This window comes from Oricola nitratireducens, assembly GCF_014904745.1.
Lineage (GTDB): Bacteria > Pseudomonadota > Alphaproteobacteria > Rhizobiales > Rhizobiaceae > Oricola > Oricola nitratireducens.
Window position 1 is genome coordinate 60,058 of record NZ_JACZCS010000035.1, and the last position, 15,236, is coordinate 75,293.

The following is a 15,236-nucleotide window of genomic DNA, read 5'->3' on the forward strand; positions in this document are numbered from 1 at the left end:
GATGAATATCCAGGCATCGGGTAAGTTGCAGTCGGACGTCGGCGAACGCGACATGGCGAACGCCATCCGCGCGCTCGCGATGGATGCCGTGCAAAAGGCGAATTCGGGTCATCCTGGCATGCCGATGGGCATGGCCGACGTGGCGACGGTCCTGTTCAATCGCTTCATCAACATCGATCCGTCGAATCCGGACTGGCCGGACCGCGACCGCTTCGTCCTGTCGGCGGGTCACGGTTCGATGCTGCAATACGCGATCCACTATCTCCTCGGCTATGACGACATGCCGATCGAGGAACTGCAGCGTTTCCGCCAGCTCGGCAGCCATACGGCCGGCCATCCCGAATATGGCCATACCAAGGGCGTCGAGACGACGACCGGGCCGCTGGGGCAGGGACTCGCCACCGCCGTCGGCATGGCGCTCGCCGAGCGCATGATGGCCTCGCGCTTCGGCACCAAGCTGGTCGATCACTACACCTATGTCATCGCGGGCGACGGCTGCCTTCAGGAAGGCATCAGCCACGAAGCGATCGATCTCGCCGGGCATTTGAAGCTGAATAAGCTGATCGTCTTCTGGGACAACAACCACATCTCCATCGATGGGCCAACCTCCCTGTCCACATCGATGAACCAGCCGGCGCGGTTCAAGGCCGCCGGCTGGGACGTTCACAGCGTCGACGGTCACGACATGAATCACGTCGCTGAAGCCATTGAAAAAGCGCGCAAATCAAGAAAGCCGTCATTGATCGCCTGCCGTACGACAATCGGCAAGGGCGCGCCCAACCTGGAAGGCTCCGAAAAGACTCACGGCGCACCGCTCGGTGCGGACGAGATTGCCGCGACGCGCGCCAATATCGGCTGGCCCTACGATCCGTTCGTCGTTCCGGACGCGATCATCGACGCATGGCGCACCGTCGCCACGCGCGGCAAGGACCAGCGCGCCGCATGGGAAGGCCGGCTGGAGACCAGCGCCCGGCGCAAGTCGTTCACGGCCGCTGTCTCCGGCGAGTTGCCAGCCCGCGTGACGCGCGAACTCGCCGCGTTTCGCAAGGAACATGTCGAAAAGGCGACCAAGGTCGCGACCCGCAAGGCTTCGGAAATGGCGCTGGGCGTGATCAACGCCGCCACCAATTTGACCGTGGGCGGGTCTGCCGACCTGACGCATTCGAACCTGACGATCACCAAGGATCTCGGCTCTATCGGGGCGGGAAACTTCAAGGGCCGCTACATCCACTACGGCATCCGCGAACACGGCATGGCCGCGGCGATGAACGGTATCGCGCTACATGGCGGCTTCATTCCCTATGGCGGAACGTTCCTGGTGTTTACCGACTATGCGCGGGGCGCGATACGCCTGTCGGCGCTGATGGGGCAGCGCGTGATCTACGTGATGACGCATGACTCCATCGGTCTTGGCGAAGACGGTCCGACGCACCAGCCGGTCGAACATCTCGCCATGCTGCGCGCTACGCCGAATATCAACGTTTTCCGCCCGGCCGACATCATCGAGACGGCGGAAGCCTGGGAACTGGCCTTAACGACAACGGACCGGCCGAGCGTGCTGGTGCTGTCCCGCCAGGGGCTGCCGATGCTGCGCGCGGCGCATTCGAAGGAAAACCGCTCGGCGCGCGGCGCCTATGTGCTGCAGGACGCGACGCGCGGGCGTGACATCACCCTGATGGCGACCGGCTCGGAAGTGGAGATCGCGAAAGCTGCGGCCGACCGGCTTCTTGCCGACAATGGCATCAAGGCAGCGGTCGTCTCGATGCCGTCCTGGGATCTCTTCGAAACACAGGACGCCGCCTATCAGAACGCCGTGCTCGGCGATGCGCCGCGCATCGCTGTCGAGGCTGCGGCACGGCTTGGCTGGGACCGCTGGATCGGCGGCAACGGTTCGTTCATCGGCATGAAGAGCTTCGGCGCCAGCGCGCCGGCCGCCGATCTCTACCGCCATTTCGGAATCACGACGGATGCGATCGTCGCGGAAGCCGTCCGGCTCACCTCCGAGGGAGGTGCGTGATGCTTTCGGCGCGGCATACGGAAGATACGATCCGCGGCAAGACCGCGATCATCCGCATCAGCCTGGACGGCGGCGTCAGTCACACCGCGGTGCCGCTGATCAACCGGCTGGCGGACGCCGGCGCGCGCGTCGTCGTCGTCGCCGGACTCGGCAATCCGGCCGGCGACATCAATCCGGCGCTCAGCCTGCGCCCGTTCACGGCAATGCTGCAGGAGATGACGGGCAAGCCGATCACCTTCGTCAATGAAAGCCTCGGCACCGGAGCGGAAGGCAAGCTGGCGCAGGTGCCGTTCGGCGAAATCGCGCTGATGGAAAACCTGCGGTTCCATTCCGACGAACGCCGCCGCGAGCAGGTGTTTGCCATGCGTCTATCGGTGCTCGGCGACTATTTTATCGACGCTGGCGATCCGCCGCTCAACGCGGAAGGCTGGCAAGCCGCGCTGAAGAAAATCCTGCCGGAACCCGATCTTTCGGCACCCCCGCAAAAATCCAGAGAGGAGGCTTGAACATGGCCCGTATCACCCTTCGCCAATTGCTCGACCACGCGGCCGAAAACGCCTACGGCGTCCCGGCATTCAACATCAACAACATGGAGCAGGGGCTCGCGATCATGGAAGCGGCCAAGGCATGCGACGCACCGGTCATCATCCAGGCGTCGCGCGGCGCGCGCTCCTATGCCAACGACATCATGCTGACCCGGATGATCGACGCGCTGGTCGACATCTATCCCGATATCCCGGTGTGCATGCACCAGGACCACGGCAACAACGAAGCCACCTGCATGACCGCGATCCGGCACGGCTTCACCTCGGTGATGATGGACGGCTCGCTCGAGGCCGATGCCAAGACGCCTGCTTCCTACGACTACAATGTCGAGATCACGGAGCGCGTTTCGCGCATGGCCCACTGGGTCGGCGCGTCCGTCGAGGGCGAACTCGGCGTACTCGGTTCACTTGAGACGGGCGAGGGCGAGGCCGAGGATGGTCACGGCGCCGTCGGCAAGCTCAGCCATGACCAGCTCCTGACCGATCCCGACCAGGCCGTCGATTTCGTCACCCGCACTAAAGTCGATGCGCTGGCGATCGCCTGCGGCACGTCGCACGGCGCCTACAAGTTCACCCGCAAGCCGACCGGCGACATTCTCGCCATGCGCGTGATCGAGGAAATCCACGCCAAGCTGCCGAACACCCATCTCGTCATGCACGGCTCGTCCTCGGTGCCGCAGGAACTGCAGGACATCATCAACGAGTTCGGCGGCGCGATGCCGCAGACCTTCGGCGTGCCGGTGGAAGAGATCGTGCGCGGCATCAAGCACGGCGTGCGCAAGGTCAACATCGACACTGACTGCCGCATGGCTATGACGGGCCAGTTCCGCAAGATTGCCCAGGAAAACCCGGCGGAATTCGATCCGCGCAAGTTCCTGAAACCGGCGATGGACGCGATGCGCGACCTCTGCCGCGACCGCTTCGAGGCCTTCGGCACCGCCGGGAACGCCGCGAAGATCAAGGTCATCCCGATGGACGAGATGGCCAAGCGCTATGCCGCCGGCATGCTCGATCCGCAAACCGCGACCGCAAAGGCCGCGTGACCCCCAAGCCACAAACGGAAGGAAAACGACCATGGACCAGTCCGGACGTTACGCAAATCTCTCGCTGAAGGAAAAGGACCTGATCGCCGCCGGCAATCACGTGCTTTGCGCCTACATCATGAAACCGAAGGCGGGTTACGGTTATCTGGAGACAGCCGCCCACTTCGCAGCCGAGTCCTCGACCGGCACGAATGTCGACGTTTCGACGACAGACGACTTCACCCGCGGCGTCGACGCGCTCGTCTACGAGATCGATGAAGCCAAGGAGCTGATGAAGATCGCCTATCCGATCGAATTGTTCGACCGCAACATCACCGACGGCCGTGCGATGATCTGCTCGTTCCTGACGCTCGCCATCGGCAACAACCAGGGCATGGGCGACGTCGAATACGCCAAGATGCACGATTTCTGGGTGCCGCCGTCCTTGCTGCGCCTTTTCGACGGACCGGCGACGACGATCAGCGACCTGTGGCGCGTGCTCGGACGTCCGCATGTCGATGGCGGCTTCATCGTCGGCACAATCATCAAGCCGAAGCTCGGTTTGCGCCCGCAGCCCTTCGCCGACGCCTGCTACGACTTTTGGCTCGGCGGCGACTTCATCAAGAACGATGAACCGCAGGGCAACCAGCTTTTCTCGCCGCTCAAGGAAACGATACCGCTCGTCGCCGACGCGATGAAGCGCGCCCAGGACAAGACCGGCGAGGCCAAGCTGTTCTCGGCCAACATTACCGCGGACGACCATTACGAGATGCTCGCGCGCGCCGAGTTCATCCTCGAGACCTTCGCGGAGAACGCCGATCACGTCGCGTTCCTGGTCGACGGTTACGTCACCGGACCGGCAGCGATCACGACCGCGCGGCGCAACTTTCCGAAGCAGTATCTGCACTATCATCGCGCAGGCCACGGCGCCGTGACCTCGCCGCAGTCGATGCGCGGTTACACCGCCTTCGTGCTGTCGAAAATGGCTCGCATGCAGGGTGCCTCGGGCATCCACACCGGCACAATGAGCTTTGGCAAGATGGAAGGGGAGGCCTCCGACAAGCTGATGGCCTACATGATCACCAATGACAGTGCGGATGGTCCGTATTTCCACCAGGAATGGGCCGGGATGAACCCGACCACCCCGATCATCTCCGGTGGCATGAATGCGCTGCGCATGCCGGGCTTCTTCGAGAATCTCGGACATTCGAACCTGATCATGACCGCCGGCGGTGGAGCCTTCGGCCATGTCGACGGCGCTGCAGCGGGCGCGACTTCGCTGCGCCAGGCCGAGCAGTGCTGGAAGGAAGGCGCCGACCCGGTGCAGTTCGCGAAAGACCACTACGAATTCGCCCGCGCCTTCCAGAGCTTCCCTGGCGATGCCGACAAGCTCTATCCGGGCTGGCGCGAGGCGCTGCGGATCAATTCCGCAGCCTGATCCGGGGTCGCAATAGCGCTTCCCGCCGTCTACAATGGCGGCGGGAACCCATCTCAAATTCAGGGAATCATCATGAGCGGCACCATCATCGCTCCGTCTGTGCTTTCGGCGGATTTTTCAAGGCTTGGCGACGAGATCGAGGCGGTCGTGCGCGCGGGCGCCGACTGGATTCACCTCGATGTCATGGACGGCCACTATGTCCCGAACATCACCTTCGGGCCGCCGATTATCAAGGCCGTACGCAACCGGACCGACAAGGTTTTCGATTGTCATCTGATGATCGAGCCCTGCGACCCGTTTCTCGCCGCGTTCGCCGACGCCGGCTGCGACATCATCACAGTTCACGCCGAGGCGACGAAGCATCTCGACCGGTCGCTGCAGGCGATCCGCGATCTCGGCAAGAAGGCCGGGGTGTCGCTCAATCCGTCGACGCCGGAAAACGTCATCGAATATGTTCTCGATCGGCTCGATCTGGTGCTGCTGATGACCGTCAATCCCGGTTTCGGCGGCCAGGTTTTCATCCCGTCCGTCGTCGAGAAGACGGCCAGGATCAAGGCGATGATCGGCGACCGGCCGATCGATATCGAGATCGACGGCGGCGTAACGCCGGAAACCGCACCGCTCGTCGCGGCGGCGGGCGCGAATGTGCTTGTCGCGGGTTCGGCCGTTTTCAAGGGCGGCGAGGAAGCCGCATACCGCAAGAATATCGAGGCGATCCGCCAGGCCGCCGACGGCGCGGCCCGTGCCGCCGCCTGAGCCACCAAAGGAGGACTGACATGGCTGCTGTGCCGCCTGTTTGCGATTTCGGCTGGAAAGCCGTCGATTCACGACTGATGAGCACGGAAGGACGCGCCTATTCGATTTTCGATTGCGCCGGGCCGAACGGCCTCGTCGTCGCCTTCATCTGCAACCATTGCCCCTATGTGAAAGCGGTGATCGACCGGATCGTGCGCGATGCGCGCGACCTGGAGGCGCTCGGCATCGGCTTCGTCGCCATAAATTCAAACGATGCGCAGACCTATCCGGAAGATTCTTTCGACAAGATGAAGGAATTCGCTGCCGCGCATGCTTTCACGTTCCCGTATCTGCATGACGATGACCAGTCGGTCGCGCGAGCCTTTGACGCGGCATGCACGCCCGATTTCTTCGGGTTCAACAAGAATCTCGAACTGCAGTATCGCGGCCGTCTCGACGCGTCGCGCAAGGAGACGGGCGGGCCGGGCCTGCGCCGCGATCTCTTCGAGGCGATGCGTCAGGTTGCCGAAACGGGTAAGGGGCCGGATGACCAGATACCGTCCATGGGATGCTCGATCAAATGGAAGGAGATGGCATGAGCATGCGCTTCGCTGAAGGCGGAGACCGCTGCGGTTGGCCACAGGCGGTGCTGTTCGATCTCGACGGAACGCTGATCGATTCTGTGCCGGACCTCGCCTCGGCCGTCAACGATCTGCTTGCCACGGAAGCCCGGGACGCGCTGACGGTCGACGAGGTCCGGACGATGATCGGCAATGGCATTCGCAAGCTTGTCGAGCGTGCATTCGCTGCGCGGGATGTCGAACTTGAGGGCGGCGCGCTCGACGAGATGACCGATCGCATGATGGCGATTTACGGACGCTGCCTGACCGTCGGCACGACGCTGATGCCCGGCGCGTTCGAACTGGTGACCGCTTACGCCAAGGCCGGTGTGAAGATCGGCGTCGTCACCAACAAGCCGGAAAATTTCTCGCGCAGCATCATCGAACATTTCGGGCTGGGCCGGTCTGTGCATGTCATTGTCGGCGGGGACACCGGCCCGGCCCGCAAGCCCGCGCCCGATATGCTGCTCCACGCGCTGGAACAGATCGGCGTCGGCGCGCATCGCGCGTTGCTGGTGGGCGACAGCCCGGCCGATATCGATGCGGCCAAGGCAGTGCCGATGGCGTCGATCGCGGTTCGCGGCGGCTACACGACGGTGCCGGTGGACGAACTGGGCGCCGACATCGTCATCGACAGCCTGGTTCTGGTGCCGCAGGCTATCGAGCGGTTGAAGGAGCCGGCATGACATGGCGGTGCGTGCTCTGATCTTCGATGTCGACGGGACGCTCGCCGAGACGGAAGAATTGCACCGTATTGCCTTCAACCGCACATTTTCGGAGGCCGGTTTACCGTGGGTGTGGGACCGGGATCTCTACAAGCAATTGCTGAGCGTCACCGGTGGGCGCGAGCGCATCGAACATTATGCGCGCCAGGTCGGGGCTGGCGATGTCGATGCGGCGGCGCTGCATCGCCGCAAGACCGAATTCTATAATGAACTGATGGTTCCGGGCACGGTCGAGCTCCGGCCGGGCGTCGAAGACCTGTTGAACCGGGCGCGGGCCGCCGGCCTCGATCTCGCGATCGGAACGACGACCAGCCGCCCCAATGTCGTCGGGCTGATGGCGGCGACGCTCGGCGAGGATGCGCTTTCCTGGTTCCGGTCGGTGCGCACGGGGGAGGACACGAAGCGCAAAAAGCCCGACCCGGAAGTCTACAAACTCGTCCTGGCCGATCTGGGACACCGGCCGGAAGATTGCCTGATCTTCGAGGACTCGGAAAACGGGCTGCGCGCCGCCCGGGCGGTGAATGTGCCGACGATTATCACGCCGAGCATCTATACCGGCGACAACAATTTCGCCGGGGCAGACTACATCTTCAAGAACCTCGACGAACCGTTCTCGATCCTCAAATTCACGCCGGAATTCATCTTCGGCGATGTGCCCACCGGCGTGCGCGACCTGTTATTTCACGGCTAGCCGTTTCACTGCTTGAACGAGTTGCGGGCGATCGCCTCGATCTGCGCGTAGACATGCGGGCCACCGGCGATGACGCAAGTGCCGTGTTCGATGACGGTCGCGGGATCGAGCGGCATGATCGTGCCGCCGGCTTCCTCGATCATCAGCAGGCCGGCGATGCAGTCCCAGGAATTCATGTGCTCCTCGATGTAGCCGATCAGGCGCCCTGCTGCGACATAGGCGAGCATCAGCGCGCCCGACGCGTTGCGGAAAAAGACGCCGCCTTCGGCGATCAGCGCTGTGATCGCGGCGATGATGCCGGCCGCTTCGATACGGCTTGAATACCCGGTGCCGACGGATCCCTGCGACAGGTTCGGCGATTGCGAGACGGCGATCGGCTTGCCGTTAACGAAGGCGCCCTTGCCGCGCTCGGCCCAGAAGGTCTCGCCGGAAGACGGCTCGCAAATGACGCCGATTTCGGTGACCCCGTTATCGGAACAGGCAAGTACGACGCACCATGCCGGAATGCCGTGCACGAAATTCGCGGTGCCGTCGATCGGATCGATGACCCAGACATGGCCGCTCGTCCCTTCGACCGGCGCGTGCTCCTCGCCGAAGATACCGTCGTCGGGGAAAGCATGCGCAATCTCGCCGCGAATGAAGGTCTCGACGTCCCTGTCGGCATTGGAAACGAGGTCCTGATGCCCCTTGCTTTCGATGGTCAGGGTGTCGAGCGAACGGAAATGCTGCAATCCGAGCGCTGCGGCACGCTTCGTCAGGTCGATCGCGAAAGAGAGACGGTCAGGATGTTCGGTCATGATGAAGTGGCGATCCGGTTCGGGTGTTTCCAGGGAGAGTCGTTGTTGCCCAAGGCCATAGCCGGATTTCCGGTGAAAGTAAGCAATAGTCGCCACCGTCACGAAAACTTTAAACTTGCCGGATCGGCCGCCTCGATCCGTTCGCGCAATCGCGCCTGCCATTCCGGTAAATCCTCAGGCACGATGTCGCGGGGAATATCCACCGGATCGCCGACAGCGATGCGGACACGGGCGAAAGGCAGCGGCACTTCATGCCTGTCCCAACGGTTTTTCAACACGGTTTTCGGATCGCCGTTCACGGAGATCGGGAGCAAACGGTAGCCGAGGTCGGCTGCGATGCGGATGGCGCCGGCTTTCGGCTGTCGGGCGGGGCCGGTCGGGCCGTCCACTGCAATCGCCAGCAGCGGGTAGGCGCCGGCGGTCCCAAGTTCGATCGAGGCGAGACCTTGTTTCCCGGCACCATGGTCGATCCTGACCGGCCGGTATCCGAACCATCGGCATATGAACGCTATGACTTCGCCGCGGAAAGAGCGCGTGGTAAGCACCGTCGCTCTGCGTCCTTTCGCGAGCGCGAACAGCGGGAAATACTTGCCGTGCCAGAATATGGCAACGAGCCGTTCACCGTCTTTCAGACGGCGGTCGAGCTTTTCCAGATCCCGGGTGTCCTTTCTCCATGTCAGCGCCCAGAGGAAAAGGATCGCGGCGATTGCCGTTCCGGTCATCGCGGCGGCGGCTACGGCGAAAGGGTTGCGGTTCGTGCCCATGGGCGTGCCAGCTTACCGCTTCGCGCCAGCGGGATTTTTTTGCAGATTGCCGTTTTCCGGCCCTTCGACGAGGACGGCGTCACTGACCGCGTGGGCCACATTACCGAAAAGCTCGATCTCGCGTGCGATCCTGCGCTTTGCCGTCTCCCACAAATCATCGGCGGGTTTGACCGGAGGCCCGCCGCGTGCGGCAAGCCCCTCGTAAAGCGCGATAGTGCGCAACAACGCGGTTTCTGCCGAAAAGGCCTCGGCCGTTTCATGCGCGGCCTTCTGCATCCGCTGCATTTCGGTTTCGTTCAAACGGATCAGCGATGACAGCGCCGTTGCAAAATCTACCGCCGACGCCTCGGCGGCCAGCAAGCGTCCGTTGATGCGGTCGCGGACGACCTCGCGCGCGCCCGGCGCGTCGAGCGCGACGACGGGCGTTCCCGAGGCCATCGCTTCGGCAAGCACGAGCCCTTGTGTTTCCGACAGCGAGGAAAAGGCGAAGATGTCCATCGCGGCATAGGCGTCGGCAAGGTCGCCGCCGGTGAGGACGCCGGTAAAACGGACACGCCGGTCGAACCCCTTGTCATGAAAATGCCGCTGCATCGGCGCGCGCATCGGGCCGTCGCCGGTGACGACAAAATAGGCATCGTCGTTTTGGGTCAGGAACTCCGTCAGCGCATCGGCGAGAAAGGCAAGGTTCTTCTCCGGTGCCAGACGCCCCACATGACCGGCGACGGGCGCGTCCGCCGGGATCGCCAGCAGATCGCGGGCCCGCGCCGCATTGCCGCTGGCGAAATACGAGCAGTCGATCCCGCTGGGAATGACGCTGACCGGCACTTTCACTCCGTTGCTGGCCAATATCCGCGCGATGCTTTCGCTCGGTGCGATGACATGATCGCAGAGATCGCAATAGCCGAGCGCCAGTTTCAGAACGAGCCGTTTCAGGACATCGGAATCCTGCGCGACGTAATGGTCGTAAAGCTCGTAGCGCGTGTGATAGGTGAAAACCGCCGGAATTTTACGTCCAGCTGCCACGCGCAAGGCGGTGTCGCCGAGAAGAAACGGGTGATGCGAGTGGACGATATCCGGCTCGAATGCATCAAGATCCGCTCTGAGCGGCAAGGTGACGGGCAGGGGCATCGAGAAATCGCTTCCTGCGAAGCGCTGTACGGCGGGAATGCGGATAACGCCTTCCTCATGTTCGGGGTAACCCCGAAAGGTGGGCGCGACAACCAGTACGCAATGCCCCTTGCCGCGGAGCCCATCGGCAAGTCCGCTCACAGCGCGAGCGACGCCGCCGACATGCGGCGTGAAGGTGTTGGTGAACATGACGATGTTCATTTGGCTCATATAAGCCGCATGGTTGACCGTCGGTCAAACGACTTCGGTCAGGCGGTCACGCCCGCGCCTCGCGGCGGCGGATTGGTGGGGTTGACCACCGTCAATGGCGCAATGCCGGAATTGCGCTATTTGATGTTCGCGACATGAACGGGAGAGATGGAGGTTATTACATGAATGCTCAATCGCATGAACGCAATCGGCTGACGCCGTGGTATATTGGATTGTTGATTATTCTGGCCGCCGTCATCTTTGTCGGATACCGGATGTGGGTGACCGAGTGTGGCGTTTCGATCGGTCTCGAACTGATCGTTCTGGCGGTGATGCCAATCGTTTATATCGTGCTGATGTATCTGACGCTGACCAGCCAGAAGTGAGGCTGGACAGATCATGAGTGAAGATCGGTACCGACAGGCGTTCTCTGATCCGTCGAATGTCTTTAAAACGCCGGAAGCCGTGTTGGACGATGCCGAGTTGACGCGCGAGCAGAAGATCGAGGTCCTCAGGCGCTGGGAATACAACGCGGCAGAGGAGGATGTGGCGCTGGAAGAGGGGATGCCCGGTGACGAGACCGGTCTGCTACGTCGTATCATGGTCGCGCTCGGCACGTTGACCGGTCCGATCGACGTTGATCATACGCCACCTTCCAAACAGCACGGATTGCCGCGATCTTCAGTCAAATCCCGCAAATAAGGCCAGGCGGCAAGAAAAAGGCGCTGCGTTGATCCACGTCATTTTTTCGTCTGCATAGTACGCCTAGCCTGTTTTCGATAGTGGCCGGCAACCATCGGGGAGGACGGGATGAGCCAGGACGTGATCGGGAAGTCCGCGCAGGATTTGGCACAGGCCAACATGCAGGACTACGCGACGGAGAGCGCATCTTTTTCCTGGGACAAGGCGAGAGAACTTTTGGACGGGCTGCCGGGCGGCAAGCTGAATATCGCCTATGAAGCAGTCGACCGCCACGTAAACAATGGCGGGGGCGACAAGACGGCGTTTCGGCTCATCGCCAAGGACGAGAGCACCACCGACATCAGTTATCGCGATCTGATGCATCTGACGAACCGTTTCGCCAATGCATTGCAGTCGCTTGGCGTGGAAAAGGGCGACCGGGTCTATTCGCTGCTCGGGCGCGTGCCCCAGCTTTACATCGCCGTCCTCGGTACGCTGAAGGCGGGCTGCGTGTTCTCGCCGCTTTTTTCCGCCTTCGGGCCGGAGCCTGTGAAGGCGCGGCTGGAGATCGGCGGCGGGAACGTTCTGGTCACGACGCGGCTGCTTTACAAGCGCAAGGTCGCACCGATCCGCGACCAGTTGCCGGAACTCAAGCGCATTCTGCTGATCGACGGAGAGGACGCCGATCAGGATCTGCTCGATCTTGCCAAGCTGATGGATGCGGCATCGGAGGATTTCGAGGTAGTGGCGACCGATCCGGAGGATCTGGCGCTGCTGCATTTCACGTCAGGGACGACCGGCAAGCCGAAGGGTGCGATGCATGTCCACCAGGCGGTCGTCGCGCATCATTACACCGGCCGCACCGCGCTCGACCTGCATCCCGACGACGTCTTCTGGTGCACCGCCGATCCGGGCTGGGTAACCGGCACCTCCTATGGCATCATCGCGCCGTTAACCAATTGTGTCACGATGATCATCGACGAGGCCGAATTCGACGCCGAACGCTGGTATCGCATCCTCGCAAATCACAAGGTCAATGTCTGGTACACGGCGCCGACGGCGATCCGCATGCTGATGAAGGCCGGTGGCGATCTCGCCAAGAAAGAGGACCTCTCCAACCTGCGCTTCATGGCGAGTGTCGGCGAGCCGCTCAATCCGGAGGCCGTGTTGTGGAGCGTCGATGTGCTCGGCAAACCGTTCCATGACAATTGGTGGCAGACCGAGACCGGCGGTATCATGATCGCAAACTACGCCTGCATGGACGTCAAGCCGGGCTCGATGGGCAAGCCGATGCCGGGCATCGAGGCGGGGATCGTCGAGCGCACCGAAAATGGCGCGCAGGAGGTCACCAAGCCGATGGCGCTTGGCGAACTGGCGCTCAGGCCCGGCTGGCCGTCGATGATGCGCGGCTATCTGCATGAAGAGGAACGCTACAAGAAGGCGTTTTCGAATGGCTGGTACCTGTCGGGCGATCTCGCGATGCGCGACAGCGACGGGTATTTCTGGTTCGTCGGCCGTTCCGACGACGTCATCAAGAGCGCCGGCCACCTGATCGGTCCGTTCGAGGTGGAAAGCGCCCTGATCGAGCATGAGGCCGTGGCGGAAGCCGCGGTGATCGGGGTGCCGGACGAAACGGCGGGCGAAATCGTCAAGGCCTTCGTGGCGCTGAAACCGGGCTTCACCGCGGACGAGGATTTGCGCCTCTCCATCGTCGGTCATGCGCGCAAGCGCCTCGGACCGGCTGTGGCGCCGAAGGAAATCGTGTTCCGCGACAACCTGCCCAAGACGCGCAGCGGCAAGATCATGCGCCGCCTGTTGAAGGCGCGCGAACTCGGCCTGCCCGAAGGCGATATCTCGACCCTGGAAAGTGACGAAAAATGACAGCCGGTGATATCAGAACGCATCTCAACCGCGAACATGTTCTCGATCTTCTGTCGCGCATGATCCGTGTGCGGCATTTCGAGGACAAATGCGCCGAACTCTACACGCAGCAGAAAATTCGCGGCTTCCTGCATCTCTATGACGGCGAGGAAGCTGTCGCCGCCGGGGTGATCCCGCTGCTCGACGCCGACGACCGGCTGGTCGCGACCTATCGCGAGCACGGTCATGCGCTGGTGCGCGGTGTGCCGATGAACGCCATCATGGCGGAGATGTACGGCAAGGCGAACGGCTGCGCCGGCGGGCGCGGCGGCTCGATGCATCTGTTCTCCAAAGAAAACAATTTCTACGGCGGCAACGCCATTGTCGGCGGCGGGCTGCCGCTCGCCGTCGGTCTCGGCCTCGGTGACAAGATGAGTCAGGAAAGCCGCGTAACCGCCTGTTTCTTCGGTGAAGGCGCGGTCGCCGAGGGTGAATTTCACGAGAGCCTGAACCTGGCCTCGCTTTGGAAGCTGCCGGTGCTGTTCGTGTGCGAGAACAACGGCTACGCCATGGGCACGGCGCTCAAATACACCGAAGCCGATATGGACATTCACGAGAAGGCGCTCGGCTACAACATCACCAGCGAGGCCGTCGATGGTATGGATATCGTCGCGGTGGAATCGGCGGCGCGGCGCGCGCTGAGTGCGATCCGCGAGACCGGAAAGCCATATTTCCTCGAATGCCGGACCTACCGTTTTCGCGCCCATTCGATGTTCGACGCCCAGCTTTACCGTACCAAGGAAGAGATTGCGGAATGGCGCGCCAAGGGGCCGATCGTGCGGTTCCAGGGCTGGCTGGAGGAAAACGGCCTGATCGAGCATGGCGATGTCGAGAAGATCATCGCCGATGCGGATAAGGAAATCGCCGAGGCGGTGGCGTTCGCGGAAGCGGGCGAATGGGAGCCTGTGGAATCCCTGGCGCGTCACGTCATGGCCGAGGAGCGCCCGAAGCCGCCGGCGCTGCCTGCTCCTTCGGCGGAGACCGTCGAAGTCACCTATCGCGAAGCGGTCAAGATGGCGATCACCGACGCGATGGAACGCGATGAGCGCGTCTTCCTGATGGGCGAGGATGTCGCCCATTACGGCGGCTGCTACGCGGTTTCCAAGGGCCTGCTCGACAAGTTCGGTCCGGACCGCATCCGTGACACGCCGCTGTCGGAGTCCGGATTTACCGGTGCCGGCATCGGCGCGGCGATGACGGGCTTGCGGCCGATCGTCGAAGTTATGACTGTGAATTTCTCGCTGCTCGCGCTCGACCAGATCATGAATTCTGCGGCGACGTTCCGGCACATGTCGAACGGGCAATTCGGCGTGCCGGTGGTGATCCGCATGGCGACGGGCGCGGGCAAGCAGCTCGCGGCCCAGCATTCGCACAGTCTGGAGGGCTGGTACGGGCACATTCCCGGCCTGCGCGTGCTGACGCCGGCGACGCTGGAGGACGCGCGCGGCATGCTGCAGACGGCGCTGGACGATCCAGATCCGGTGCTGATCTTCGAAAACGTTATGCTCTACAACATGACCGGCCAACTGGCCGCTAATGCAGGACCGGTCGATATCGACAAGGCGGCGGTGCGGCGCGAAGGCAAGGACGTGACGCTGATCACCTATGGCGGATCGCTGTTCAAGACGCTCGATGCGGCCGAGGAGCTTGCCAAGGAAGGTATCGCGGCGGAGGTGATCGATCTCAGGTCGTTGCGTCCGCTCGACATGGATACGGTGATTGCCTCCGTTGCGAAGACGCATCGCGCGGTGTTCGTCGACGAGGGATGGAAAACCGGTTCCATATCGGCGGAAATCGGCATGCAACTCGCCGAGGAAGCGTTCTTCGAACTGGATGCGCCGCTGGCGCGGGTCTGCAGTGCGGAAGTGCCGATCCCCTATGCCGCGCATTTGGAGCAGGCGGCGATCCCGCAAGTTCCGCGCATCGTGGCGGCGGCCAAGACCGTCTGCAACAGGAGCTGAGGT

General features: G+C 62.6%; 15 protein-coding genes. 12 read left to right on the forward strand and 3 right to left on the reverse strand.

What is annotated here, in order from left to right; translation table 11 throughout:
- The first annotated feature begins 1 nt into the window (after position 1).
- The 8 genes from tkt (at position 2) to IG169_RS16980 (ending at position 7,793) form a co-directional block, all read left to right on the forward strand.
- Positions 2-2,017, forward strand: coding sequence for a transketolase (tkt, locus tag IG169_RS16945; RefSeq protein WP_193177419.1), 2,016 nt, complete (start codon positions 2-4; stop codon positions 2,015-2,017).
- Positions 2,017-2,523 (forward strand): phosphoglycerate kinase, encoded by a 507-nt coding sequence (gene pgk / locus IG169_RS16950; protein WP_193177420.1) that lies wholly within the window; start codon positions 2,017-2,019, stop codon positions 2,521-2,523. Before tkt ends, pgk begins: the two co-directional genes overlap by 1 nt.
- A gap of 2 nt (positions 2,524-2,525) precedes the next feature.
- Entirely contained in the window at positions 2,526-3,605 is a 1,080-nt protein-coding gene (fba, locus tag IG169_RS16955) for a class II fructose-bisphosphate aldolase (RefSeq protein WP_193177421.1), read from the forward strand.
- A gap of 31 nt (positions 3,606-3,636) precedes the next feature.
- Positions 3,637-5,022 (forward strand): ribulose-bisphosphate carboxylase, encoded by a 1,386-nt coding sequence (locus IG169_RS16960; RefSeq protein ID WP_193177422.1) that lies wholly within the window; start codon positions 3,637-3,639, stop codon positions 5,020-5,022.
- A gap of 69 nt (positions 5,023-5,091) precedes the next feature.
- Complete coding sequence (rpe, locus tag IG169_RS16965; RefSeq protein ID WP_193177514.1) at positions 5,092-5,778, forward strand: ribulose-phosphate 3-epimerase; 687 nt, start codon at positions 5,092-5,094, stop codon at positions 5,776-5,778.
- Positions 5,779-5,798: 20 nt separating this feature from the next.
- Entirely contained in the window at positions 5,799-6,356 is a 558-nt protein-coding gene (locus IG169_RS16970) for a thioredoxin family protein (protein ID WP_193177423.1), read from the forward strand.
- On the forward strand, positions 6,353-7,063 hold the full coding sequence (gph, locus tag IG169_RS16975; protein WP_246717428.1) for a phosphoglycolate phosphatase: 711 nt from the start codon (positions 6,353-6,355) through the stop codon (positions 7,061-7,063). The genes IG169_RS16970 and gph overlap by 4 nt, the downstream gene beginning before the upstream one ends.
- Before the next feature lies 1 nt (position 7,064).
- Complete coding sequence (locus IG169_RS16980; RefSeq protein WP_193177424.1) at positions 7,065-7,793, forward strand: HAD-IA family hydrolase; 729 nt, start codon at positions 7,065-7,067, stop codon at positions 7,791-7,793.
- A gap of 5 nt (positions 7,794-7,798) precedes the next feature.
- Here IG169_RS16980 and IG169_RS16985 read toward each other — a convergent pair whose 3' ends face one another.
- The 3 genes from IG169_RS16985 to IG169_RS16995 all read right to left on the reverse strand — a co-directional run bounded on the left by IG169_RS16985 (position 7,799) and on the right by IG169_RS16995 (position 10,692).
- Positions 7,799-8,590, reverse strand: coding sequence for an inositol monophosphatase family protein (locus IG169_RS16985; protein ID WP_193177425.1), 792 nt, complete (start codon positions 8,588-8,590; stop codon positions 7,799-7,801).
- Positions 8,591-8,688: 98 nt separating this feature from the next.
- Positions 8,689-9,354: a lysophospholipid acyltransferase family protein gene (locus tag IG169_RS16990; protein WP_193177426.1), complete on the reverse strand. Its 666-nt coding sequence runs from the start codon at positions 9,352-9,354 to the stop codon at positions 8,689-8,691.
- Between the two features lie 12 nt (positions 9,355-9,366).
- Positions 9,367-10,692 (reverse strand): glycosyltransferase, encoded by a 1,326-nt coding sequence (locus tag IG169_RS16995; RefSeq protein ID WP_210326079.1) that lies wholly within the window; start codon positions 10,690-10,692, stop codon positions 9,367-9,369.
- Positions 10,693-10,853: 161 nt separating this feature from the next.
- On the opposite strand from IG169_RS16995, the gene IG169_RS17000 reads away from it, so the two are divergent.
- From IG169_RS17000 to pdhA, 4 genes are all read left to right on the forward strand, one after another.
- Positions 10,854-11,057: a hypothetical protein gene (locus IG169_RS17000; RefSeq protein ID WP_193177427.1), complete on the forward strand. Its 204-nt coding sequence runs from the start codon at positions 10,854-10,856 to the stop codon at positions 11,055-11,057.
- Between the two features lie 13 nt (positions 11,058-11,070).
- The gene (locus IG169_RS17005) at positions 11,071-11,373 is read left to right on the forward strand and encodes a hypothetical protein (protein WP_193177428.1); all 303 of its coding nucleotides are present in this window, start codon (positions 11,071-11,073) and stop codon (positions 11,371-11,373) included.
- 108 nt (positions 11,374-11,481) lie between these two features.
- Complete coding sequence (acsA, locus tag IG169_RS17010; protein WP_193177429.1) at positions 11,482-13,233, forward strand: acetate--CoA ligase; 1,752 nt, start codon at positions 11,482-11,484, stop codon at positions 13,231-13,233.
- Positions 13,230-15,233 carry a pyruvate dehydrogenase (acetyl-transferring) E1 component subunit alpha gene (gene pdhA, locus IG169_RS24100; RefSeq protein ID WP_193177430.1) on the forward strand — a complete coding sequence of 668 codons (2,004 nt, stop codon included), beginning with the start codon at positions 13,230-13,232 and terminating at the stop codon, positions 15,231-15,233. The genes acsA and pdhA overlap by 4 nt, the downstream gene beginning before the upstream one ends.
- Positions 15,234-15,236 lie beyond the last annotated feature (3 nt).